Raw genomic sequence first — 22,201 nt, forward strand, 5'->3', positions numbered from 1 at the left:
GAGGCGTCGTGCGAGTGATCGGCGGCCGGGACTATAAGCACCCTGCCCGATGCGGGATGGACGCCCCGCTCGAGAAGAGGACAGACACACGCGTCGACCCAAAGGCACATTTAGGCAGGAGACAAACTTAGGGTAAGAGATGTCCCGGAGCCCGTCGCTCCCCGACCGCCCGCGCCTGGAACTCGACCCCGAGATGAGCGACGCGGAGCGGCTCGACGCCATCCGCGAGCACTACAGGCGCATCGTTGGCGTAAACGAGGAGCTGGAACAACGGCTGGCACAGACGCGGAGCCGTCGGGAGCAGCTCCGCGAGAAGGTAGACAGGTTGAAGCGGCGCAACGAAGCGCTGAAAACCTCAGCGCTGTACATCGCCAGCGTCGAGGAGTTGACCGACGACGGCGTGATCATCAAGCAACACGGCAACAACCAGGAAGTGTTGACCGAGGCGACCCCGAAGCTCGAGGACGCCCTGGAGGCGGGCGACAGGGTCGGAATCGACGACTCGTTCGGCATCCAGACGCTGCTGGACGACGAAACCGACGCCCGGGCACAGGCGATGGAGGTCGAGGAGTCGCCGGACGTGACCTACGACGACATCGGCGGGATCGACGAACAGATCCGGGAAGTGAAGGAAGCAGTCGAGGACCCGCTTTCCCACCCCGAGATCTTCGAGACCGTCGGCGTGGAACCTCCCTCGGGCGTGCTGTTGCACGGCGCACCGGGGACGGGCAAGACGATGCTCGCGAAGGCGGTCGCAAACGAGACGGATGCGACGTTCATCAAGATGGCCGGCTCCGAGCTGGTACGGAAGTTCATCGGCGAGGGCGCCCGGCTGGTCCGTGACCTGTTCGACCTGGCGGCCGAGCGGGAGCCGGCAGTGATCTTCATCGACGAGATCGACGCGGTGGCCTCCAAACGGACGGACTCGAAGACCTCCGGCGACGCGGAGGTCCAGCGGACGATGATGCAACTGCTCTCGGAGATGGACGGCTTCGACGACCGGGGCGAGGTGCGGATCATCGCCGCCACAAACCGGTTCGACATGCTCGACGAGGCGATCCTGCGGCCCGGGCGGTTCGATCGGTTGATCGAGATCCCCAAACCCGATGAGGACGGCCGGCGGAAGATCCTCGAGATCCACACGCGGGAGATGAACGTCGACGACGACGTCGACTTCGCCGATCTCGCATCGAAGCTGTCCGACTACTCTGGGGCCGATATCGAATCGCTGGTGACCGAGGCGGGAATGTTCGCGATCCGGGACGGCCGGACGACAGTGGAACGCCGGGACTTCGAGGACGCCATCGAGAAACTCGACCACACCGACGACGGACCCGACGGCGTCGTCCACTACCAGTACTGACGCCGGCGCCACGATCGTTTTCTCGTCGCGGAACGCAACTCCTTAACCCGTCGCCGACCCAGATCAGGTGATGAATCGGATCCACGTCGCCGGCGGCGTCGGGGTCGCCCCAACGGAGATGGCCGCCTACGATGCGGCGCTTGCCGACGCGAACCTCCACAACTACAACCTGGTTCGCGTCTCCTCTATCGTCCCCGCCGGGGCGGCGGTCGAACGCGTCGACCGGGCGCCGGATCTCGGGCCGGCCGGCAACCGCCTCACCGTCGTGGAATCGCGGATCACGGCCCCACCGGGGGCGAGCGACGACCCGCTCGTCGCCGGACTCGGATGGGCGACGGGTCCCGGACCGGGGCTGTTTTACGAGGCGACCGGGCGGGACCCGACGGCGGTCCGACGGGAACTCGAGGACGGCCTCGACGCCGGGAGCGAACTCCGGGACTGGGCGCTGCCGGACCGGGAGTTCGAGGTGACGACCGCTCGCCCCGAAGACGGCGCCTGGACGACCGTCGTCACGGTCGCGGTGTACGGCGAGAGCGAGCCGGTGCTGTAGACCACCTTTGCTGCGGTCGCTCGCCGGTCGGCTCGTTCAAATCCCCGGCGTCAGCTCGCTCGAGTGGACAACGGACGTACCTGTCGCTACCCAACCTACTCCCTGAAAACGCCGAGGGGGAGATTTGAACTCCCGAGTCCTGACGGACAGTTGCTCTCGAGGCAACCGCCTTGGCCGGGCTAGGCTACCTCGGCTCGTTTGTAATTCCGCGGCGGGACGTTTTAAGACTTACCAACGACGCCGATCGGAGCCCGTCGTCGACGTCACAACCGGTCGTCGATCGCCTCGGCGATCGCCTCGAACTCCGGGCTCACCTGCTGATCGTCGACGAACACCGTGGGCGTTCCGCTCACGCCCCTGTTTACCCCCTCCTCGCGGTCGGCACTCACCACCGCTTCGTAGGGTTCGAACTCCGCGTCGGCGATGGCGAGACAGCCGTCGTCGCCGATTGCCTCGGCGTGCTCGCCGATCGCCTCGTAGGAGTAGTCGTCCCCTCGAAGCTGTTCGAAAAGCAGCGTCGAGTACTCGAAGTAGGTTTCGTCGTCGAACCGGTCCTGGATCCCCCGAGCGGCATTTGCGATCGGCTCCGACCATTCGCCGTCCGCCGGGATCGGGAAGTCGTACTGGCGAAACTGGACGAGCCCCTCGTCGACGTACTCGGAACGGAACTCGGGGAACTCATCGAGTTTGAACGTCGCACAGTGCGGACAGGCGAAGTCGTCGAACGCCGAGACGACGACATCGGCGTCGTCGGGGCCCAGCGTCGGCCGGTCGAGGTCGGTCACCGGGTCCGGTTCGGTCAACTCGCAGTCGTGTGACTGATCCGCGCCGCCGAGACAGCCCGCGACGGCGACGGACGTCGCCCCGCCGAGTGTCGCAAGCACTGCCCGCCGGGAGACGGTACGCTCCATACGCGAGTGTCGGTGCGGGCGAACTTAACGCCTGCGAGCTGTTCTCCTCTGAATCGAAAATCAGTCGTCAGTTGTCAGTCGTCAGTTGTCAGTCGTCAGTTGTTTCTTCGGACACGGTCTGGACCTCCTGGAGCAGCCGGTGGAGCGGGAACCGCAATCCGATCCGATTGGCGAGGAGTGCGATCGGGAACAGGACGATCCCGACCGCGACGGTCAGTTGGTGGACAGCGAGCATCACGGCACTGCGTACGCGTTCGATCATTGCCTACCCGGCGGTGGGTGCTCACCCATATATAAAGGTGTCGAGAGGCAGGCGTCAGTTACCCCTCCGCTGTCTTTCGGTTTTCTGGATTCCGGCTGTATTCGGGTAGAAGATCGTCGCCAGTCGTTTCACAGTCAATCACCTGGAGTAGCTTTCGGGTGGATATCCGTAACTTATCGCGAATGAAACCGTCTCGTGCGCCTCTCGAACGGGGAAGTTCGGGGCTCGAACGGGGAAGTTCGGGGCTCGAGCTCCCGAAACATGGTCCGCGAATCGTAAGACACGACCCTCCGGGTCTCGTTGAACGTCGTATGAGCAATTACCTCGTTGCGATGGAGGCGGCCTGGCTGGTTCGCGACGTAGAGGACATCGACGACGCGATCGGCGTGGCGGTAAGCGAGGCTGGACGGCGCCTCAACGAACAGGACAAAGAGTTCGTCGAAGTCGAGGTCGGGGTGACGACCTGTCCCGCCTGCGGGGAGCCGTTCGATTCGGCGTACATCGCCGCGGAGACGGCGCTCGTGGGGCTGTTGCTGGAAATCGAGGTATTCAACGCCGAAGGCGAGGAACACGCCAGCCGGATCGCGAAAAGCGAGGTCGGCGGCGCGCTCCGCGACGTCCCGCTTTCGGTCATCGAGGTCGTCCAGACCGAGGCCGACGAGGACGACGAATAGCGGGGAGTCGCTCCCGGCCACGATTCCACGATTATTCGACGCTTTCAAACGCGCGCCGTGGGTAGAGGCTCCCGATGACCCTTTCGGTGACAAACACCCTGTCGGGCGAGCGCGAGGCGTTCGAGGTCGACGACGGCGAAGTGCTGCTGTACGTCTGCGGGCTGACGGTTTCGGACGACGCCCACCTCGGCCACGCCCGGGCGTGGGTGCACGCCGACATCATCCACCGGTGGCTCGAGTATCTCGGCTACGACGTCCGCCACGTGGAGAACGTCACCGACGTCAACGAGAAGATCACCGCGCGGGCGGGGGAGCGCGACGACTGGGACACCGAGGCGGACGTGGCCCGCCACTTCACCGCGGATATCTTCGAGGACATGCGCGGGCTGAACCTCCTGCGCGCGGAGGTGTATCCACGGGTCTCCGAACACGTCCCCGAGATCATCGATCTGGTCGAGACGCTCGTCGACCGGGGGTACGCCTACGAGTCGAACGGTTCGGTGTACTTCGACGTCACACAGTTCGAGAGCTACGGCGACCTCTCCAACCAGGAGCTCGAGGAACTGGAAGCTCAGGGCGAGCCCGACGAACGCTCCGAGAAGCGACACCCCGCCGACTTCGCGCTGTGGAAAGCCGACGGCGTCAGCGAGTCGGCGGTTCGGGAGCACCGGAAACACGAACACGAGGGAGCGCTTCCGACCGGACAGACCTGGGATTCCCCCTGGAGTGACGGCAGACCCGGCTGGCACGTCGAGTGCTCGGCGATGTCGATGACACACCTCGGAGAGACGATCGATGTCCACATGGGCGGGCGCGACCTGGTGTTTCCCCACCACGAAAACGAGATCGCCCAGAGCGAGGCCGCAACCGGCGAGGAGTTCGTGCGCTACTGGCTCCACAACGGCCTGCTCGAAACCGAAGGCGAGAAGATGAGTTCGAGTCTGGGCAACTACTGGACTGTCTCCGACGCGCTCGAGAAGTTGGGTGTCAACGTTGTTCGAACGTTCTATGCGGGGGCGCAGTACCGAACCGATCAGGCGCTCTCCGAGGACGCACTCGAGGAAGCCGAGGAACGGTTCGAGCGTCTCCAGCGAGCCTACGAGACCGCCGTGGCGGCGGCCGACTCGGTCGACGCGGTGACGAAAGCCGAAGACGAGGCCCTCCGGGACGCCGTCGAGGCGACGCGGACGGAGTTCGAGGCGGCGATGAACGACGATTTCAACGTCCGCGAGGCGACGGCGGCGATTTTGGACCTCGCCGCCGCAGTCAACCGCCACGTCGAATCGAACGAGACGTACGACTACCCGGGACTCCGGCGGTCGATCGAGACCCTCGAAACGTTCGGGGAGGGCGTCCTCGGTCTCCAGTTCGACGCCGTCGACGACGGCGACGCCACGCTGGCGGGCGAGCTCGTCGAACTCGTGTTGGAGATCAGAGAGCAGGAACGCCAGGCCGGAAACTACGAGCGTGCCGACCAGTTGCGCGACGCCCTCGACGAGGCAGGAATCGAAGTCGAGGACGCCCCGGACGGACCGACCTACCGGTTCGAGTGATGCAACCGCGGATCGACCGAGGTTGCAACCGCGGATCGGTCGGGCCGGCGACAGCTATTTTCCCGACGGTAGCGTATTCCGTATCCAATGATCGTCGAGCGCGTCGGGGAGTATCGCAGGCGAATTCACGCCGAACTCAAGCGGGCATTCGCCGACGAGCACACGCCCCGCGAAGTCGCCGGAAGCTTCGCGGTGGGAGTGTTCATCACGATGTTGCCGACCCTGGGGACAGGGCTGATACTCTTCGTCGTACTCGTCGCGCTCTTCAAGTCGATCAGCAAGATCGCCCTGTTCGCGTCGGTGCTCGTATTCAACCCGGTCGTCAAGTGGGGGGTTTACGCTGCTAGCTTCTCGCTGGGCACGCTGCTGCTCGGACCAGTCGAAGGTGTTACGATGACCGACGTCTCGCTTTCGGCCGGACCGGAGATCGTCGTCAGGCTGCTGGTCGGTAATCTGATCCTCGCGGTCGTCGCGACGGTCCTCGGCTACGTCGTCGTCTACCGTCTCGTCGTTTCCTACCGGGAGCAACTGGAACCGCTGGAGGAGGCGATCGAGGAGGTCGTCGACCGGACGCTGGACCCGGACGCAGCCTGAATCCGCGCGGGACTAACTGGTAGCTAACCGGTGCTAGCTGGTGACTAGCTGGTGACTAGCTGGTGAACAGGTCGCTGTCCTCGGGAACCGAAAACAGCCCCATCCTCACGCCACAGTCGAGCCACCCGTAGCCGTACGAGTACGACGCCAGTGCGTTAACCGGGTCGTCCTCCTCCCTGAAGTGACGGCCGTCCTCGAGGTAGGATTCTGCCATTTCCCGACAGCCACTCGCGGCCTCGTCGAGGGGCGTCCCCTCGGGGACGGCCCGATCGGCGACGTCGAGCGCGTCGGCGAGCATCCGTTCGTATCGATCGACCTTCTCCTCGAGTTTCGCGGGCATACCTCGAATGAGTAGGGCGATCCCGATAGACGTTCCCCCGGAGATCGATTGTCTCTTCGTCCGATGTATCCCTTCGAAACTGTTTTGCTCGTGGCCGAATCGCCCGTACCTATGCACGCCATCACGCGCTCGGGGTGGATCGAGGTAATCACGGGGTCGATGTTCTCTGGGAAGACCGAGGAACTGCTTCGGCGGCTACGGCGTGCCGATATTGCGGGCCAGGAGATCGTCGCGTTCAAGCCGGCGATCGACGACCGATACGGCGAGTCGACGATCGGCTCCCACAACGGGCGCCAGTGGGACGCACGGATCGTCCCCAACGAGGGCGAGGAGGTGTGGGAGCTGTACGACCGATACGACGGGGAGGAAGTCGTCGCGATCGACGAGGCCAACTTCTTTTCCGGCGAACTCGTCGAGGTTTCCCAGACACTTGCGTCGGAGGGCGCACGCGTCATCGCCTCGGGGATCGACCAGACGTTCCGCGGGGAGCCGTTCGATCCGGTGCCGCGCTTGATGGCCGTCGCGGAGTACGTCGACAAGCTCCAGGCGATCTGCTCGGTCTGTGGCGAGCCAGCCACCCGAAACCAGCGGCTCATCGACGGCGAGCCCGCCCACCGGGACGACCCGACGATCCTCGTCGGTGCGGAGGAATCCTACGAGGCCAGATGCCGGGACTGTCACACCCTCCGGACCGGACCGCGGGAAGAACAGGCCGAGCGATCCGCCCCCGAAGCTGACGAGTGACACGCTCCACTGGCGAACGGAACGAGTAACCGTCATACGGTTCCGGCACGTAACCGGGACAGTGACGACCTGGATCGACACCCCGGAGGGGGGACGGGACCGCGGTCCACGGGCGCTCGTTCGCGCCTGGATCGAAGTGCTCGTCCGCCCGCGTCGGTTCTTCGTGAGCGCGATCGCCCCGGCCGACCAGGCGCCGGCGCTTTTCTTTGCGATGGCCGTGGCAGCGACCTCGATCGGGGGGCTGTTCCTCGCCGTCCCCAGTCTGCCCCCGACGGTCGCGGGCAGTCCCCTCGTCGGCGGTGCCGTCCTGGGTGGCTTCCTGGTGTTGCTCGTGACGCCAGTGACGTTACATCTGACTGCCGCGATCGGAACGATCGTGCTCGTCGTGCTGGCTCCCGATCGGGGCGGCGTCAGTGAAACCGTCCAGCTCGTGGGATACGCGAGTGCCCCGCTGGCGCTGGTCTCGGTCCCGGTCGCGCTCGTCGGAGTCCCGGTCGCCACCGCGGTGTGGGCCGGGATGGCTTACGCTGCGGGACTGCTGATCGTCGGGATCGCTACGAGACATCGGACGGGGACGGTCCGTGCGGTGCTCGCTGCGGTCCCGCCGGTCGTCTTCGCGGGCGCAGTCGTCACCGCAGTTCGGGTCGGGAACGCCGTCGTGTTTGGCGGTTGAACGGGCACCTCCGCGCGGTTGTGACGGGGAAACGAGCCAACCGCTCCCGTGTATCATCCCGCGCGGGCTTTCGACAACCGTTTTAGGCCGCGGCTATTTGTTCCGTTCAAATGGGTTCGTGTATCATCTGTGGTGCGTCTGTCGACGGACGAATCTGCGACAGCCACCAAGAAGACGTCGTTTTCGAATTTCGTGGAGACTCCCCGGACCAGCTGGTTCCGGGTCGATACTACCGTGGCACCGTCGACGGCTACGCCGACTTCGGCGTGTTCGTCGATCTCGCCCCCGGTGTCACCGGACTGTTGCACCGCAGCGAGCTCGACCGCCGGCTGGAGTCGCTCGACTGGGAGCCCGGCGACACGGTGTTCGTCCAGGTGAAGAACGTCCGTGACAACGGCAACATCGATCTCGGCTGGTCGATCCGGCAGGAGAAGCGGGAGTTCCGGGGCGCGCTGGTTCAGGACGGCGAAACCGATCGGGAACCGGAGCCGGAACCGGAACCAGAACCGGAACCGGAACCGGAATCGGAACCGGTACCAGAACCGGAACCGGAACCGGAATCGGAACCGGAACCGGAAACCAGCGACCGAGAGCAGACGGAATCGGACGTCGAGAAGGAGACGGTAACCGGCGGTCAGGACGTGGTGACACCGACCAGTAGCGGCAAGGACGGGGGGACAGCCGACGACCGGCCGACCTCCCGGAGCACCGAACCCGACGACACCGGTGATGACGGGGCGACGGAAGCGTCGGAAGCGTCCGGCGATGCGGGTGCGACTGCGGTCGCGAAACCGGAGTCGGGAGCCGAACCATCAACAGAAGCCGAATCATCGGCCGAACCCGCAACCGGAGCCGAATCCACGGCCGAGGTCGAACCAGGAACCTCCATCGAACGGGTGTCCATCGAAGAGCTGTCGGACGCCGTCGGCGAGACGGTCCGGCTCGAGGGGGAGATCGTGAGCGTGCGTCAAACGGGCGGACCCACGGTGTTCGAACTCCGCGACGAAACCGGCGTGGTGGACTGTGCCGCGTTCGTCGAACCCGGCGTCCGCGCGTACCCGGACGTGGGAGTCGACGACGTCGTGCGGCTCGAGGGCGACGTGGAGCTCCGGCGCAACGAGATCCAGGTCGAGACCGGCGCGCTCGTCGCGCTCGAGGATGACGACCGCGAGGAGGTGGTCCAGCGGCTCGAAGACGCCCTGGCCGCGAAGGCACGCCCGGACGCCTTCGAACCCATCGGGGACCACGAGACGGTCGAGACGCTACGCGAGCCGATCCTGGACGCAGCCGAGGCGCTCCGCCGGGCCGTCCTCGAGAGCCGGCCGATCGTCGTCCGACATCCGGCGACGGCGAACGGCTATCTCGCCGGCGCCGCCGTCGAACGCGCGGTGTTGCCGCTCGTGGCCGAGGAGTACACCGGCTCCGACGCCGAATATCACTACTTCAAGCGCCGCCCGCTGGAGTCGTCGGTGTACGACATGGACGACGCGACGATGGACGTCACGCGGATGCTCCAGGACCGGGACCGGCACGACGAGAAGCTCCCATTGTTTCTCCTGCTGGGTGCGGGAGCGACCGCCGAGTCGGAAGACGGGCTGGACCTGCTCGACATCTACGACGCCACGCGGGTCGTCGTCGACTCCGAGCCGGCGGACCCGGAAGCCGGCGACCACGCCGCGGTGCTGGTCGCACCCGAGGAAGACGACGGCGCCCTGTCTGTAGGCACACTCGGCTCGGAACTCGCCGCGACGATCGACGCCGACGCCAGGGACGAACTCCGCCATCTCCCGGCGACGAGCTACTGGGAGGAGGCGCCGGAGGCGTACGCCGAGGTGGCCGACGAGGCCGGCTACGACGCCGACAAGCGGCGGGACCTCCGCGAGGCGGTCGCACTGGAGGCGTACTATCAGTCCTACGAGGACAAACGCGAACTGATCACGGACCTCCTGTTCGGCGAGGGAAGCGAGGATCTCGCCGGGCACGTCGCCGAGCAGTTCCGCGTGAAGGTCGACACCGAGGTGGCGACCGCTCGAGAGAACCTCGATCGAACCGCCCGCGGCGGGGTCGAGTTCGCGCTGCTGGACACCGACGCCTACACCCACCGGTACGACTTCCCCCCGACGTCGCTGCTTCTCGACGAACTGCACCGTCGGGAGCGAACCGACGGGGCGTTCGCGACGGTCGGCGTCGGTACCGACGAGCTGTTCGTCCGGTCGACGTTCGATCTCGACCTCCGGGCGGCCGTCGACACCGCCAGAGAGACCGTTCCCGAGGCGGATCTCGGGGTCGCAGACCTTCGCGACGGGCGCGTGGAGTTCCTGGCCGGCCGTCGGGACGACGCCCGGGACGCGATCGTCGACGCCATCGTCGACCAGGCCTGAACAGGCCGGTCGACTCGGTGGGATCGCCGGCGGTCGCGGTCGGCGCGACGGCCCGCAACGACACCCTTATTCGCTTCACGCCGTGACTGTGTGCCGATGAGTACCGACGCCGACGACGCCGACGACGTCGACGCCGACGATGTCGACGAGACGCACACGCAGGTGTGTAAAGAGCTCGTCGAGCGGATCCTCGCGGGCGAGGTCGACCGGGAGAACCTCGAGTCCGCCAAGCTCGACGTCTGCTCGGCCCACTCGGCGTCGACGGTGCCGAAAAACACCGAGCTTCTGGATCACGCACCCGACGACCGACGGGAGGTAGTGAAGGCGGTGGTCCAGCGCAAGCCGGTCCGGACCGCGTCGGGCGTCTCCCCGGTGGCGATCATGACGTCGCCACAGCTGTGTCCACACGGGAAGTGTCTCTACTGCCCCGGCGGGCCGGCCTCGGAGTTCTCCTCGGCGCAGTCGTACACCGGCCACGAGCCCGCCGCCGCGCGGGGAAAACAAAACGAGTACGATCCCTACGGCCAGGTGACCCTCCGTCTCGAACAGCTCCGGGCGATCGGCCATCCGGTGGACAAAGTCGAGCTGATCGTCATGGGCGGAACGATGACCGCACGCAGCCACGACTATCAGGAGTGGTTCCTCAAGCGGGCGCTGGAAGCGATGAACGACTACGACGTCGAATCGGATCCCCAACCCGCCCAGGACCGCAGTTTCAAACCCGACCCCGATGAGTACGAGTTCCGGTACTTGGAGGACGTGATCGCGGAAAACGAGACCGCCGACGTCCGAAACGTCGCCACGACCTTCGAGACGAAGCCCGACTGGTGTGACCCCGAACAGATCGACCGGATGCTGGACCTGGGCGGCACGAAAGTCGAGGTGGGCGTCCAGACCACCTACGAACGGATCAACCGGGAGATGCACCGGGGACACGGAATCCAGGCGTCGAAGGACGCCAATCGACGGCTCCGGGACGCCGGCTTCAAGGTCGGCTTCCACATGATGCCCGGCCAGCCCGGGATGACCGAGGAGATGTGCCGGGAGGACTTCCGCCGGCTGTTCGAGAGCCCGGAGTGGCGGCCCGACTACCTGAAGATCTACCCCACACTGGTCGTGAAGGGAACGAGGGTGTACGACATGTGGAAACGCGGGGAGTACGAACCGCTCTCGAACGAGGAGGCCGCCGACGTCGTCGCCGACGCGATGGGAGAGATCGCGCCATACACCCGCCTCCAGCGCGTCCAGCGGGACATCCCGGCCGACTTCATCGAGGCCGGCGTCTGGAAGTCGAACCTCAGACAGCTGGCACGACAGCGCGCCGAAGAGAAGGGAATCGAACCGCGGGACATCCGCGCCCGCGAGGTGGGGATGAACGACGCCGATCCGGATCCGGACGACATCGAGTTCGACGTGCGACAGTACGAAGCCGGCGGCGGCACGGAACACTTCATCAGCTTCGAGGACGCGAACCAGGACCTGCTCGTGGGGTTCTGTCGGCTCCGGTTCCCCTCCTACGCCCCCGGCCAGCCCGGCGCACCCGAGGGTGCAGACGATCCGGTCCGTCGGGAGCTCGAGGACGCCGCGATCGTGCGGGAGCTCCACGTGTACGGCAGCGAGGCCGCGCTCGGCGACGAGGGCGACTGGCAACACCGCGGCTACGGTCGGCGACTGATCGAATCGGCCGAGGAGATCGCCGCAGACGCCGGCTTCGAGAAGCTCAGCGTCCTCTCGGGGATCGGCGTTCGCGAATACTACCGGGAGAAGCTCGGCTACCACCAGGACGGTCCGTACGTTTCTAAGCGGCTCGATGGGTAGCGTTACTGGCTGTGAGTTGCGGGGCTGCTGGAGTTCCGGCGGCGAGTGACTCGCCCGGCAACGAACAGTGGGAGGCTGCAAATCGCGGTGATCGGGATTGTCACGAGTACGACCGGGAGGGTAAAGAGCAAAGCGAGAATCAACCACCCTCCCTCAAGGAGGGCGAGGAGCAGAATGCCGACGAGCATTATGAGCGGAATTACCCCTATTCCTGCGAGTACGAGATAGCGGTGTGTTCGTTTTTCGGCAACCCCGAGGGGGAATAACCAGGCAGCAACGTAACAGACGTAAACAGGAGCAGGTGCCAGCAGGTCGGGTCTGATCGTGCTTTCGCGGAGGACATCGGGCACGGAAACGACCACGACGCTCGAGACGAACGCGACAGCTGCGATACCGAGAGTTCTCCGAAACGACAGCCGCGGCAGCCATTCAGTCCGGTTCCGCATGATGAGGACAGCGCCGAAGCAGAGATGAATCACACCGAGGCCGGCCGCTGCCCAGCCGATGAGGTCAACGGCGTCCCCCGGCAGTCCTCCAATAGAGACGCCGGGAACAGCAGGAAGCTGGGCGATACCGAGCCAACCGATCCCGATGACTACCAACCCGACGCCAGCCCATCGGCGGAACCGATCGAAATACTGTTGGACAGACTCTCCAGGCATGCCACTCGATCACGAGTGGTACTCATTCGGCCGACGGATAACGGTTCGCGTTACTCAAACGTCGGATTGGCCCACGGAATGACTCGGTTGATCGGACAGTCAGACCAGGGCGATGTGATTCTTCGGTCTCGCTTCGCTCGACCAGCAGAGCCAGGGCGGGGATTGTGAACCACGCCGAGACGGTCCTGCTCGCTTCGCTGCGCGGGCTGCGACTCGTCTCATTCAAATCCCCTTCAGGGGTGGCTCTTCGGTCTCGCTTCGCTCGACCAGCAGAGCCAGGGCGGGGATTGTGAACCACGCCGAGACGGTCCTGCTCGCTTCGCTGCGCGGGCTGCGACTCGTCTCATTCAAATCCCCTTCAGGGGTGGCTCTTCGGTCTCGCTTCGCTCGACCAGCAGAGCCAGGGCGGGGATTGTGAACCACGCCGAGACGGTCCTGCTCGCTTCGCTGCGCGGGCTGCGACTCGTCTCATTCAAATCCCCTTCAGGGGTGGCTCTTCGGTCTCGCTTCGCTCGACCAGCAGAGCCAGGGCGGGGATTTGAACCCCGGAAGTCTCGATTACAAGTCGAGTGCATGAACCACCCATGCTCCCCTGGCACGTCGTCGCCGTGCAGGCGTTTCTACTGTGTCCTCCTTTGAGTCTCTGTCGTTTTTCGCCACCGAACGACGGTGTCACTCCTCGAGTCGCTTTTCGAACTCGATCCGGTGTGGCCTGTAGCCGTGCCGCCGGTAAAACCGACGTGCGCCCTCGTTTTCGGCCATGGCGTCGAGCGACACCGCCTCGGCCCCCGCCTCCCGGAGTGTCCCTTCGGCGGCTTCGAGGAGCTGTGACCCGACACCGCGATTTCGAGCTTCGGGGCGAACGTAGAGGTTGTCCACGATTCCGCGGGCGACGTCCTGGCGATAGCGCCCCGTCTCCATCGAGAACATGACGAATCCCAGAGGCTCTTCGAGGTCCTCGGTCGCGGGTTCGTCGCCCTCCGGACGCGCAACCAGAACGGTGCCTGCGACGACTCCCCGTCCGATGACCTCGCGGATCAGGTCCCGGTTCGCCTCCGAAAACAGATGCGAGTCGTACGCGCGCTGCTCGGCGGCGAGTTCGACCCACCAGTCCGCGAGCAGATCCACCTCCGACAGCGTGGCGGGTTCGACGTTCACGGAGCCGAATTGGGAGAGACGCCTAATAAGACTGGCCGGAGAACGCGTCCGACTGCGGCGACGAAACTTTATCGGCGGCAGTCGTTCTCTACAGCGTGGCGATCGAACTCCGATACCGGGACGGGACGATCCACCTCGCCGACGGGGAGGACGACCGCTCTTCCGACCTCGAATCCCTCCCCGGTGTCGAACCGGATCCGCGATCCGGCGGCTACCGTGCGCCGGCCTACCGGTACGCCGATCTCCGTGACGCCATCGAGAAGGGTGGGCTGCCGTACGAGGAACGAGTGTTCGACGCTCGCGGCGGGGACTCGCTCGACCTTGCTACCGACTACCGGCTCCGGGAGTACCAGACCGACGCACTCGACGCCTGGGAGGACGCCGGACGACGCGGCGTGATCGAGCTCCCGACCGGCAGCGGGAAGACCGTGATCGCGATCGCTGCGATCGCGGCGGTCGGGCGCCCCACGCTGGTGGTCGTTCCTACAATCGACCTGTTGAACCAGTGGGAACGAGAGCTCGAACGGGAGTTTTCGGTGCCGATCGGCCGGTTCGGCGGCGGCGAGCAGCGACGGGAGCCGATCACCGTGTCGACGTACGACTCCGCGTATCTCCGGGCCGACGACGTCGGCGACGCCTTCGAGTTCGTCGTCTTTGACGAGGTTCATCACCTCGGCGGCGAGGGATACCGCGACATCGCTCGGCTGCTCCCGGCGCCGTATCGGCTGGGATTGACGGCGACGTTCGAACGCCCGGACGGCGCCCACGAAGTCATCGCCGACCTGGTCGGCGACCGGGTGTACCGGCTCGACATCGACGACCTCGCGGGCGATCACCTGGCGGCCTACGACATCAAACGGATCGAAGTCGAACTCACTCCCGAGGAGCGACAGGAGTACGAGACGGCACAGGAGACGTTCGTCGACTACCTCAAGTCGACGAACCTCCAGTTACGCAGCGGCAGCGACTACCAGAAGCTGGTGCTTCGCTCGGGCAACGATCCCCGAGCGCGGGAGGCACTGCTCGCCAAACAGCGGGCGCGAAACGTGATGATGAACGCCGACGCGAAGGTCGACGCGCTCGAACGGGTTCTCGACCGGCACCGTGGAGACCGGATCATCGTCTTTACCGCCCACACCGAACTGGTGTACCGACTCTCCCGGCGGTTCCTCTTGCCGGCAATCACCAGCGAGACCGGGGCGACGGAGCGCCGGCAGATCCTCGAACGCTTCAGGGACGGCGACTACTCGCGGGTCGTCACCGCGAACGTGCTCGACGAGGGGGTCGACGTCCCGGACGCGAACGTCGCGGTCGTGCTGTCGGGATCGGGCAGCGAACGCGAGTTCACCCAGCGCCTGGGGCGGATCCTCCGGCCGAAGGATGACGGCGGGCGGGCGCTTTTGTACGAGGTAGTGAGCGACGAAACAGCCGAGGAACGGGTCGCCAGCCGGCGGCGATAGCTCCTCCGGAAGCTGGAGGAACCTTCAACAGTCGACAGCGATGCCGTCCCGCGGGTCGCCGTCCGCTTCGAATCCCTCCGTACGGTAGACCGTCTCCGCTTCGTCGACGAAGTAGTGCGCCTCAACCAGGTAATCGACGTGTTCGTCCGGCCCCTCCTCCTGGGTTCTGGTGGCGCCGAAGGCGGTTTCGAGCTCGAAATACGCTCCGCCATCGCGAGTGTCGCTGTCGACGACGGCCGGGTCGAGCGGGTCGTCGATCGTCAGGTCGGGGTCGTCCAGTAGTTCGGTTTCGATGTGTTCGATCTCGCAGTCGATCACCCGGTCTTCGACGGTGGCGGGGTCGACTGTGTTCTCGGGACCGTTGCCCAGACAGCCAGCGAGGAGCGTCCAGCCGCCGGCCCCGATCGTCGCGAGCGCAGTTCGCCGGTTCATACGTGTCGCTACTGGGGCGACAAATAAAGGATTCCTGAAGGCTCAAACAGTTGCTGTCGTCTCCCGGCGGTATCGACGGACGTCACAGCGGTATCGGAATCCAGTCGAGGTAGCGCAACACCAGTTCGGGCGGGAGTATCGGGTCGTGAAGGACTAGCCAATCGAGCAACACGAGTCCACAGCCGTGGGCGACCACGGATGGGAGAATCGAGTTCGCGTCGTAATCGACGGCACCGAACAGCACGTCTGTCGGGCCCGACAGGAGGAACTCGATGGGTGGGCTGTGTCTGTGGATGAGTATGTATACGATCGGGCTGATGAACACGCACTTGAATCCGATCTCCCGGACACCGACACACAGCAATCCCCGAAAGTACGTTTCAGTTGCCAATGCGAGTATAAAAAGCTGAACGGCGTGTGGAATAAACGCCCCGAGCTCGGGGGTCACATACCAGATCGGATAGTGCTGTCGGATCGTCGGCAGCGTCGAACCGACCAGGTAAAACGGGAGGACAAAAAGCGATAACGCGATCGTGTTCCGTATCGCTCGTCGATCGACCCGCCAGCCGAGATGTCTCCCGGCCGCGATCCCGAGTGTGCCCGGAATGATGAGGTAGATAACCGTGTCACGAATGACCCGTTCGGTCATCGTGGACGTACTCGTCAGTTCCCAGAGAATCACGATGATCCCGCCAGTTACGAGTGACGCCGCTATCCATCGGCGTCCCGTGAGGTTGTCAGCTACCGTCGTCATCTACAGTCTCCCGATGTTGGTCGATCCGGTGGCCCAGCTACGGTCGGGAGTTCCGTCTGCGACGTATTATACATCTTCGAATCACTCGGCTGTATGCACGGTCGCGTCGATGACACCGTCGGCGGCGAATCGCTCGTACTCGACCCCGGGACGCAGCTCGTAGCTCTCGACATCACCAGCAGCCACCGTGATTTCGCGGGTCACCACAAATTCTTCCTCGCCTGCGAACACCCTGACAATGAGTCGACCATCCCGCTCGTTGTCGGCGACATTTTCGACGACGACTGTCACCAGCAGCATCTCCTCCTCGTCCGCTTCGAAGTCGACAGAGTCGACCCGAAGATCTCCCGGGGGATCGGTGGGTTCCGGATCGTCCTCTTCGTCGGGATCGTCCGGCGTGTCGCCCTCCTCGTCGGTTTCCCTGTCCTCCCCTGCCGGATCGACGTCTTCCTCGAGGGACTCCTCCCGGGGAGCGTCGGGTGGGGTCCGGGGTCCCGTCGGTGACCGCTCGTCACCGATACAGCCCGCCACCGACCCAGCGAAGAGTGCGGCACTCGTCCCGAGGAGTCGACGCCGTCGCATATCCACTCGTTTCGGGTTCCGGTATGAAAACACTCCGGCCTCGCCGGTCCGACGGCGCGTTCGAGCGCGGTCGGTGCCGCGAACGGTACCATATTTATCCGGCAATCCCCTAGCCTGGACCGTGCTGCGAAAGGAGTTGCTCCGGGTTTCCCGGGCCGGCGGCGGCTATCATCCACAGTTCGTGGGACGGGAGGAGCGACCCCTCGCCGCACGCGCGATCGGGACATACCAGGGCCACGTCGGCGAGCGTCGCGAGCGTCTCGACGCCGCGATCGAGGAACTCGAGCGGGAGTCGGACGACTTCAAGCTCGTCCGGGGGTTCGCATCGCTGCTCGACCGGGAGGCTGTCTTCGAGACCCGCGCGCCGATCCCTCCGGAGCGCGCCCGTCGGGTTGCATTCGAACGTGCAGAAGCCGTCGGAGTCGCAACGGAACAGGAGCGATCGCGAGCCCGTTCCGACGCCGCAGAACGCCTCGGCGTCGATCCCGACGACATCGAGCAGTCGCTGTACGCCGATCGAGAGCCGAACCAGTACCTCGCGTCCTTCGAGAGTCCGTGGAGTCCCGACGAGTTGCTGGACCGCTACAACCTCTCGCTGGCCCAGACCGCGCTGTTCGACGCGACCGAGGTCCGGATCGAAAGCAGCGATCCCCGCAGGCTCGTGTCGGCGGTAAAGCGGCTCGGGCTCCTGTACGAACTCCGGAACACCGAAGTCGGGCGTACGCTTTTCGTCACCGGTCCGGACGCGCTGTTCGGCCGGACCCGTCGCTACGGCACCGCGTTCGCCCGGTTGCTCGCTTCGGTCGCAAGCGCCGAGGAGTGGTCGCTGCGGGCGACGATCGACGACCGGGGGACCGAACGCGAGCTGAAACTGGAAACCGGAGACGTGGTTCCGCCCACCGGGGAGCCGATCGCGGAGCCGACCTACGACAGCGGCGTCGAGGCAGACTTCGCTGCGCGGTTCGAGGCGCTCGACCGTCCCTGGCAGCTCCGTCGGGAGCCGGAGCCGCTGTCGGTCAACACGAGCGTGATGATCCCGGACTTCGCGTTCGATTACGAGCACGCCGACTTCCGGGTGTTCTTCGAGGTGATGGGCTTCTGGACGCCGTCGTACGTCGAAAAGAAGCTCGATCAGCTGGCGAACGTCGAGGACGTCCAGCTGCTGGTCGCGGTCGACGAGACGCTCGGACTCGATCCGGAATCCTCGACCGAACGGCGGACGGAAACGGGCGAGGCGGCGGCGGAGGTGAAAGCCCGGGACCACCGCGTCGTCACCTACTCGGGGAGCGTCCGCGTGAAGGACGTCGTCGACGTGCTCCGCGAATACGAATCCGGGTTTATCGAACGCGAGGCCGAGCGCGTCCCGGAGGAGGTGGTTCCCGATGCCGACGTCATCTCCCTCGTCGAGGTCGCCGCCGAATTCGGCGTCAGCGTCGCCGCCGTCGAGGAGAAGGCGTTTCCGGAGCATCGAGTCGTCGGGCGAACCCTGGTCCGGCCGGCGGTCCTGTCGGAGATCGACGAGAATCTCGAACCGGGGCAGTCACTGGCGGACGTGGAGTCAATTCTCGAGTCCAGGGGGCTTTCGGACGCGAGCGCGGTGCTGTCTACACTCGGCTATCGGATCGAATGGGAGGGTCTCGGCGGCGGTCGACTCCGTCGGCGAAAGAAGTGATTCGGCGGTTCCGCCCGGAATCACTGGTACAACCCGAGCGTTGAAACCCGAAGACGCGACGACACCGTGCCATGTCCAGCGAACTCAGACTGTTCGCGGGGGAGTGTACGACCACGTTCGAGGGCACCCGGTCGAGAACACAGCACGGATACGTCGTCGTGATGGTCAAGCCCGACGACACCGTGCTGGTCCACGACGCGGACGGCTACCAGCCGGTCGCGTGGCTAACCAGACCCGATGAGGCGACAGTCGAGCATCACGGCGACGGGACGGATACTGGAGACGCCGAGTTCACGATCACTGCCCGGACCGGCGACCAGAACCTCACCGTCGAGTCGTGCGGGAAAGGGGCCGTCCGAACGATTCCGGTCGGGGAAGCGGGAGTTCCGGTGGGCGACTGCGTCGAGTCCGACTGTGCGGGAACGCTTGCGAGAACCGGCGGAGACGTCGCCTGCGTCGACTGTGGGATGCGCTACGGGCTGCCTGCTGGGGCAACTGTGCTCGAAAAGCGGTGTGACGACTGCGGGCTCCCGCAGATCCGGGTGGAGCGAGGCGAGACGTTCGAAGTGTGTCTCGATTACAGCTGCGAGTCGCTGAACGACCGGATCCGGGAACGATACGATCGCGCGTTCGACTGTCCCGACTGCGATAGCGACCTCCGGATCCGGGTCACGGACGGCCGCCCGTTTTTCGGCTGCGAGGGCTATCCCGACTGCGAGACCGCCTTCTCGATCCCCGCCGGCGTCGTCGTCGGCCTGTGCGACTGCGGGCTCCCGGTCTTCGAGACGGCGACCGGACAGCGCTGTCTCGACGGGACCTGCGACAGCTACCGCGAGTGACACCCGATCGCGACCGCAACGGCGTGCCGGTGCGACCGGACCGGTGGTCATAAGCGGCCGCCGGTCCGGGATCCCGTATGCAGATCCACGGAACCCTGCACGACGGGGAGGTCCACGTCGGCGGGGACGCGCGCCAGCGCTTCTACGACGCCAGGGGGTATGGTCGACCGCTGGGGGGCAACGACATCGCCCTCACCCGGGTCGAGGCGGCACACCTGCTGTTTCGGGGTGATCTCGACGGCGTCGAGGTCGACGGGCAGTCGTTGGCGTTCGAGGAGTTCTTCGTCGACGCCGCCGCGGCGGGCGACCGGTTCGCGCTCCGCTTTCTGGTGTATGCGGACCTCCGGGAGCGCGGGTTTTATCTCTCGCCGGTTCGGGACGGGTGGCCAGGCGAGCGGGCGCTCGATCCCGACGCGCCGGGACGAGCCGATTTCGCCGTGTACGATCGAGGCGATGGACCGCCGAACGGATCGGTGGCGTACCGGGTTCGGGTCGTCGGCGAGCGAGAGCGGCTTCCGGCAGTCGAGCTGTCGGGCGTGCTCGCGATCGTCGACGAGGAGAGCGATCTCACCTACTTCGAAACCGGGACGCAGGCGTTGGACGGATCGACGACGTACGAACTCCCGGCGACGATCGGGGGAGTGCTGCTGGAGGATCGGGTCGTCGTCTGGGACGCTCCCGAACCGCTGTACGAGCGGGGTTTTTACGGCCAGCCGCTGTCCGGCCGGACCGGCCCCGTCGAGGACGCGCTCCAGCTGTCGCTGGTCGAGGCGGCCTCCCTCGCAGCCGAGGGGGTGCTGTCGCTTTCTGCCGTGATCGGTGGGGACGAGTCGACGAACGACTCCCCGGCGCTCGCGTCGATCGTCGAGCGGGGACGCGATGTCGAGGGCGACCGGTTCGATCGGCGGCTCCGAGTGTACCGGCAACTCAGGGACGCAGAGATCGTTCCGAAGACTGGATTCAAATTCGGCGCCGACTTCCGCACGTACGCGAACGTGGAGTCGGTCGAGGAGCTCCCTCACTCGGAGGCGCTCGTTCGAGTGTTGCCGCCGGAGCACGTCTTCGACCCGCGCGAACTGTCGCTGGACGTCCGGCTGGCGGGCGGCGTTCGCAAGCGAATGGTTTTTGCGTTGACCGACGGGAGTACAGTCGAGTACCGTTCGGTAGCTCGACTCACGCCATGACCGGAGCCCAACCATGACCGACGAGACCGAAGCCACGGACGGAGGCAGCGACACGGCAGCCGGCGCGGACGACCTGGCGCTGGACCCGTGGGGTTCCTCGACCGTCTCGGATTACCGGAAGCTGTTCGAGGAGTTCGGCATCGAAGAGTTCGAGGAGGTCCTGCCGGGAGTGCCGGACCCCCACTACCTGATGCGCCGGGGCGTCATCTTCGGCCACCGGGAGTACGATCGGGTCGCCCGGGCGATGGCAAACGACGAGCCGTTCGCGGCGCTGTCGGGCTTCATGCCGACCGGCGACCCCCACATCGGCCACAAGCTCGTGTTCGACGAGTTGATCTGGCACCAGGAACAGGGCGGGGACACCTACGGTCTCATCGCGGACCTGGAGGCCCACTCCGCGCGGGGGATATCCTGGGAGGAGATCGACGAACACGCCCGCAACTATCTGCTGTCGTTGATCGCGCTCGGGTTCGACCCCGAAGAGGGCGAACTCTACCGGCAGGCGGATAACACGGAGGTTCGGGATCTCGCCTTCGAACTCGGCTCGAAGGCCAACTTCTCGGAGTTCCAGGCGATCTACGGCTTCGGCGGGGACACCAGCATCTCGCACATGCAAAGTGTCGTCACCCAGATGGCCGACATCCTCTACCCGCAGCTGGCGGAGCCGAAGCCAACGGTGATCCCGGTCGGACCGGATCAGGATCCACACGTCCGGTTCGCCCGCGATCTGGCCGCGCGATTGCGCTACTTCGGGATCACGGAGGCGTTCGCGAGCTTCGAGGTCGACCCCGACGAGCGCGGACTGCTCTCTCGGGCGTACGAGGCGCTGTCGCGAGACGGTTCCGCGGACGACGGCTCCGACGAACCGCCGCGGTGTGAGGACGCAGCCGACTGGCTCGAAACGAACCAACAGGAGTCACCGGTACGGGAGTCGGTGGTCGGGAAGCTCCGGGCCGCCGGGAAAGAGCCCCTCCGGCCCCGGGTTCGGTTCCTCGACCGCAACGCCACCGACGAGGCGTTCGAGGCGCTGATCGAGGCGGTAGAGGGCGACAAGCGCGTCTTCGACGAGCACGTCGACAGCTTTGACCTGTCCCGACCGGAGGCCGAGGAGCTCGCCCGCGAAATCGAGATCGACCACGGCGGGTACGGGTTCATGCTCCCCTCGTCGATCTACCACCGGTTCATGACGGGGCTTACGGGCGGAAAGATGTCATCGTCGATCCCCGCGAGCCACATCTCGTTGCTTGATGACCCTGAGGAGGGGTACGAGAAGGTGAAGGCGGCGACCACCGGGGGGCGCGAGACCGCCGAACTACAGCGCGAACTCGGCGGCGAGGCCGACGACTGTCCAGTGTATGAACTGTATGCCTATTTGCTGGCCGGCGACGACGACGAGTTCGCTACCAGGGTGTACGACGAGTGTGTCGGCGGGGAGCGGCTCTGTGGCGGCTGCAAGGAACAGGCCGCCGAACTGATGCGGGAGTTCCTCACAGAGCACCAGGAAAAGCGCGAAGAAGCAGAAGAGATCCTGGAGGATCTGGACGTCGAACTCGAGGCAGAACGGCGAGGCGTTCCCGGCGACGAGCACTGACGTC

Annotated in this window: 22 protein-coding genes and 2 tRNA genes; 14 read left to right on the forward strand and 10 right to left on the reverse strand. The window is 65.5% G+C overall.

The genetic code is table 11. The features are described 5' to 3' along the window. Positions 1-139 precede the first annotated feature (139 nt). Positions 140-1,363, forward strand: coding sequence for a proteasome-activating nucleotidase Pan2 (pan2, locus tag AArcSl_RS01675; RefSeq protein ID WP_119814099.1), 1,224 nt, complete (start codon positions 140-142; stop codon positions 1,361-1,363). A 70-nt stretch (positions 1,364-1,433) separates the two neighbouring features. After that, positions 1,434-1,913: a pyruvoyl-dependent arginine decarboxylase gene (locus tag AArcSl_RS01680; RefSeq protein WP_119814101.1), complete on the forward strand. Its 480-nt coding sequence runs from the start codon at positions 1,434-1,436 to the stop codon at positions 1,911-1,913. 109 nt (positions 1,914-2,022) lie between these two features. Here AArcSl_RS01680 and AArcSl_RS01685 read toward each other — a convergent pair. From AArcSl_RS01685 to AArcSl_RS16960, 3 genes are all read right to left on the reverse strand, one after another. Next, a tRNA-Ser gene (locus AArcSl_RS01685) sits at positions 2,023-2,107 on the reverse strand. A gap of 69 nt (positions 2,108-2,176) precedes the next feature. Beyond that, entirely contained in the window at positions 2,177-2,824 is a 648-nt protein-coding gene (locus AArcSl_RS01690; protein WP_119814103.1) for a DsbA family protein, read from the reverse strand. A gap of 88 nt (positions 2,825-2,912) precedes the next feature. Beyond that, a complete protein-coding gene (locus tag AArcSl_RS16960; protein WP_193588489.1) occupies positions 2,913-3,086 on the reverse strand; it encodes a hypothetical protein in 174 nt (57 codons plus the stop codon). 311 nt (positions 3,087-3,397) lie between these two features. Between AArcSl_RS16960 and AArcSl_RS01695 the strand changes: the two genes are divergently transcribed. The 3 genes from AArcSl_RS01695 to AArcSl_RS01705 all read left to right on the forward strand — a co-directional run bounded on the left by AArcSl_RS01695 (position 3,398) and on the right by AArcSl_RS01705 (position 5,907). Further along, positions 3,398-3,760, forward strand: a complete 363-nt coding sequence (locus tag AArcSl_RS01695) for a DUF555 domain-containing protein (protein ID WP_119814105.1) — start codon at positions 3,398-3,400, stop codon at positions 3,758-3,760. Between the two features lie 74 nt (positions 3,761-3,834). Continuing rightward, positions 3,835-5,313 (forward strand): cysteine--tRNA ligase, encoded by a 1,479-nt coding sequence (gene cysS, locus AArcSl_RS01700; protein WP_119814107.1) that lies wholly within the window; start codon positions 3,835-3,837, stop codon positions 5,311-5,313. An 87-nt stretch (positions 5,314-5,400) separates the two neighbouring features. Further along, the gene (locus AArcSl_RS01705) at positions 5,401-5,907 is read left to right on the forward strand and encodes a DUF2062 domain-containing protein (protein WP_119814109.1); all 507 of its coding nucleotides are present in this window, start codon (positions 5,401-5,403) and stop codon (positions 5,905-5,907) included. 55 nt (positions 5,908-5,962) lie between these two features. Here the strand turns inward: AArcSl_RS01705 and AArcSl_RS01710 are convergent, their stop codons facing one another. Continuing rightward, complete coding sequence (locus AArcSl_RS01710) at positions 5,963-6,247, reverse strand: DUF357 domain-containing protein (protein WP_119814111.1); 285 nt, start codon at positions 6,245-6,247, stop codon at positions 5,963-5,965. A 111-nt stretch (positions 6,248-6,358) separates the two neighbouring features. Here AArcSl_RS01710 and AArcSl_RS01715 point away from each other — a divergent pair, with 111 nt between their 5' ends. The 4 genes from AArcSl_RS01715 to AArcSl_RS01730 all read left to right on the forward strand — a co-directional run bounded on the left by AArcSl_RS01715 (position 6,359) and on the right by AArcSl_RS01730 (position 11,863). Then, positions 6,359-6,991, forward strand: coding sequence for a thymidine kinase (locus tag AArcSl_RS01715; protein ID WP_119814113.1), 633 nt, complete (start codon positions 6,359-6,361; stop codon positions 6,989-6,991). A gap of 61 nt (positions 6,992-7,052) precedes the next feature. After that, positions 7,053-7,664 (forward strand): YIP1 family protein, encoded by a 612-nt coding sequence (locus AArcSl_RS01720; protein ID WP_119814115.1) that lies wholly within the window; start codon positions 7,053-7,055, stop codon positions 7,662-7,664. Positions 7,665-7,774: 110 nt separating this feature from the next. Continuing rightward, the gene (locus AArcSl_RS01725; protein WP_119814117.1) at positions 7,775-10,045 is read left to right on the forward strand and encodes a DHH family phosphoesterase; all 2,271 of its coding nucleotides are present in this window, start codon (positions 7,775-7,777) and stop codon (positions 10,043-10,045) included. 96 nt (positions 10,046-10,141) lie between these two features. Next, entirely contained in the window at positions 10,142-11,863 is a 1,722-nt protein-coding gene (locus AArcSl_RS01730; RefSeq protein WP_119814119.1) for a tRNA uridine(34) 5-carboxymethylaminomethyl modification radical SAM/GNAT enzyme Elp3, read from the forward strand. A gap of 2 nt (positions 11,864-11,865) precedes the next feature. Here the strand turns inward: AArcSl_RS01730 and AArcSl_RS01735 are convergent, their stop codons facing one another. The 3 genes from AArcSl_RS01735 to AArcSl_RS01745 all read right to left on the reverse strand — a co-directional run bounded on the left by AArcSl_RS01735 (position 11,866) and on the right by AArcSl_RS01745 (position 13,683). Continuing rightward, the gene (locus AArcSl_RS01735; protein WP_119814121.1) at positions 11,866-12,525 is read right to left on the reverse strand and encodes a hypothetical protein; all 660 of its coding nucleotides are present in this window, start codon (positions 12,523-12,525) and stop codon (positions 11,866-11,868) included. A 523-nt stretch (positions 12,526-13,048) separates the two neighbouring features. Continuing rightward, positions 13,049-13,122: transfer RNA gene (locus AArcSl_RS01740), tRNA-Thr, on the reverse strand. A 75-nt stretch (positions 13,123-13,197) separates the two neighbouring features. Next, on the reverse strand, positions 13,198-13,683 hold the full coding sequence (locus tag AArcSl_RS01745) for a GNAT family N-acetyltransferase (protein WP_119814124.1): 486 nt from the start codon (positions 13,681-13,683) through the stop codon (positions 13,198-13,200). A 95-nt stretch (positions 13,684-13,778) separates the two neighbouring features. Here AArcSl_RS01745 and AArcSl_RS01750 point away from each other — a divergent pair, with 95 nt between their 5' ends. After that, positions 13,779-15,143 carry a DEAD/DEAH box helicase family protein gene (locus AArcSl_RS01750; RefSeq protein WP_119814127.1) on the forward strand — a complete coding sequence of 455 codons (1,365 nt, stop codon included), beginning with the start codon at positions 13,779-13,781 and terminating at the stop codon, positions 15,141-15,143. Between the two features lie 24 nt (positions 15,144-15,167). On the opposite strand, the gene AArcSl_RS01755 is transcribed toward AArcSl_RS01750, so the two are convergent. From AArcSl_RS01755 to AArcSl_RS01765, 3 genes are all read right to left on the reverse strand, one after another. Continuing rightward, on the reverse strand, positions 15,168-15,575 hold the full coding sequence (locus tag AArcSl_RS01755) for a hypothetical protein (RefSeq protein WP_119814130.1): 408 nt from the start codon (positions 15,573-15,575) through the stop codon (positions 15,168-15,170). A gap of 82 nt (positions 15,576-15,657) precedes the next feature. Continuing rightward, positions 15,658-16,329: a CPBP family glutamic-type intramembrane protease gene (locus AArcSl_RS01760; RefSeq protein ID WP_119814133.1), complete on the reverse strand. Its 672-nt coding sequence runs from the start codon at positions 16,327-16,329 to the stop codon at positions 15,658-15,660. A gap of 81 nt (positions 16,330-16,410) precedes the next feature. Then, positions 16,411-16,911 (reverse strand): hypothetical protein, encoded by a 501-nt coding sequence (locus AArcSl_RS01765; RefSeq protein ID WP_119814136.1) that lies wholly within the window; start codon positions 16,909-16,911, stop codon positions 16,411-16,413. A 121-nt stretch (positions 16,912-17,032) separates the two neighbouring features. Between AArcSl_RS01765 and AArcSl_RS01770 the strand changes: the two genes are divergently transcribed. The 4 genes from AArcSl_RS01770 to AArcSl_RS01785 all read left to right on the forward strand — a co-directional run bounded on the left by AArcSl_RS01770 (position 17,033) and on the right by AArcSl_RS01785 (position 22,197). Continuing rightward, on the forward strand, positions 17,033-18,583 hold the full coding sequence (locus tag AArcSl_RS01770) for a DUF790 family protein (RefSeq protein WP_119814139.1): 1,551 nt from the start codon (positions 17,033-17,035) through the stop codon (positions 18,581-18,583). 71 nt (positions 18,584-18,654) lie between these two features. Next, positions 18,655-19,422, forward strand: a complete 768-nt coding sequence (locus AArcSl_RS01775; protein ID WP_193588490.1) for a topoisomerase DNA-binding C4 zinc finger domain-containing protein — start codon at positions 18,655-18,657, stop codon at positions 19,420-19,422. Positions 19,423-19,499: 77 nt separating this feature from the next. After that, complete coding sequence (endA, locus tag AArcSl_RS01780) at positions 19,500-20,606, forward strand: tRNA-intron lyase (protein WP_119814142.1); 1,107 nt, start codon at positions 19,500-19,502, stop codon at positions 20,604-20,606. Positions 20,607-20,619: 13 nt separating this feature from the next. Next, the gene (locus AArcSl_RS01785; RefSeq protein ID WP_119814145.1) at positions 20,620-22,197 is read left to right on the forward strand and encodes a tryptophan--tRNA ligase; all 1,578 of its coding nucleotides are present in this window, start codon (positions 20,620-20,622) and stop codon (positions 22,195-22,197) included. The last annotated feature ends 4 nt before the right edge of the window (positions 22,198-22,201 follow it).

Source organism: Halalkaliarchaeum desulfuricum (genome assembly GCF_002952775.1).
Taxonomy (GTDB): Archaea; Halobacteriota; Halobacteria; order Halobacteriales; family Haloferacaceae; genus Halalkaliarchaeum; species Halalkaliarchaeum desulfuricum.

What these genes read in the sequence shown, in the direction of transcription:
- pan2 (WP_119814099.1), top strand. Translation starts at nt 140, where the DNA reads ATGTCCCGGAGCCCGTCGCTCCCCGACCGCCCGCGCCTGGAACTCGAC.
- AArcSl_RS01680 (WP_119814101.1), top strand. Translation starts at nt 1,434, where the DNA reads ATGAATCGGATCCACGTCGCCGGCGGCGTCGGGGTCGCCCCAACGGAG.
- AArcSl_RS01690 (WP_119814103.1), bottom strand. Translation starts at nt 2,824, where the DNA reads ATGGAGCGTACCGTCTCCCGGCGGGCAGTGCTTGCGACACTCGGCGGG.
- AArcSl_RS16960 (WP_193588489.1), bottom strand. Translation starts at nt 3,086, where the DNA reads ATGATCGAACGCGTACGCAGTGCCGTGATGCTCGCTGTCCACCAACTG.
- AArcSl_RS01695 (WP_119814105.1), top strand. Translation starts at nt 3,398, where the DNA reads ATGAGCAATTACCTCGTTGCGATGGAGGCGGCCTGGCTGGTTCGCGAC.
- cysS (WP_119814107.1), top strand. Translation starts at nt 3,835, where the DNA reads ATGACCCTTTCGGTGACAAACACCCTGTCGGGCGAGCGCGAGGCGTTC.
- AArcSl_RS01705 (WP_119814109.1), top strand. Translation starts at nt 5,401, where the DNA reads ATGATCGTCGAGCGCGTCGGGGAGTATCGCAGGCGAATTCACGCCGAA.
- AArcSl_RS01710 (WP_119814111.1), bottom strand. Translation starts at nt 6,247, where the DNA reads ATGCCCGCGAAACTCGAGGAGAAGGTCGATCGATACGAACGGATGCTC.
- AArcSl_RS01715 (WP_119814113.1), top strand. Translation starts at nt 6,359, where the DNA reads ATGCACGCCATCACGCGCTCGGGGTGGATCGAGGTAATCACGGGGTCG.
- AArcSl_RS01725 (WP_119814117.1), top strand. Translation starts at nt 7,775, where the DNA reads ATGGGTTCGTGTATCATCTGTGGTGCGTCTGTCGACGGACGAATCTGC.
- AArcSl_RS01730 (WP_119814119.1), top strand. Translation starts at nt 10,142, where the DNA reads ATGAGTACCGACGCCGACGACGCCGACGACGTCGACGCCGACGATGTC.
- AArcSl_RS01735 (WP_119814121.1), bottom strand. Translation starts at nt 12,525, where the DNA reads ATGCCTGGAGAGTCTGTCCAACAGTATTTCGATCGGTTCCGCCGATGG.
- AArcSl_RS01755 (WP_119814130.1), bottom strand. Translation starts at nt 15,575, where the DNA reads ATGAACCGGCGAACTGCGCTCGCGACGATCGGGGCCGGCGGCTGGACG.
- AArcSl_RS01760 (WP_119814133.1), bottom strand. Translation starts at nt 16,329, where the DNA reads ATGACGACGGTAGCTGACAACCTCACGGGACGCCGATGGATAGCGGCG.
- AArcSl_RS01765 (WP_119814136.1), bottom strand. Translation starts at nt 16,911, where the DNA reads ATGCGACGGCGTCGACTCCTCGGGACGAGTGCCGCACTCTTCGCTGGG.
- AArcSl_RS01775 (WP_193588490.1), top strand. Translation starts at nt 18,655, where the DNA reads ATGTCCAGCGAACTCAGACTGTTCGCGGGGGAGTGTACGACCACGTTC.
- endA (WP_119814142.1), top strand. Translation starts at nt 19,500, where the DNA reads ATGCAGATCCACGGAACCCTGCACGACGGGGAGGTCCACGTCGGCGGG.
- AArcSl_RS01785 (WP_119814145.1), top strand. Translation starts at nt 20,620, where the DNA reads ATGACCGACGAGACCGAAGCCACGGACGGAGGCAGCGACACGGCAGCC.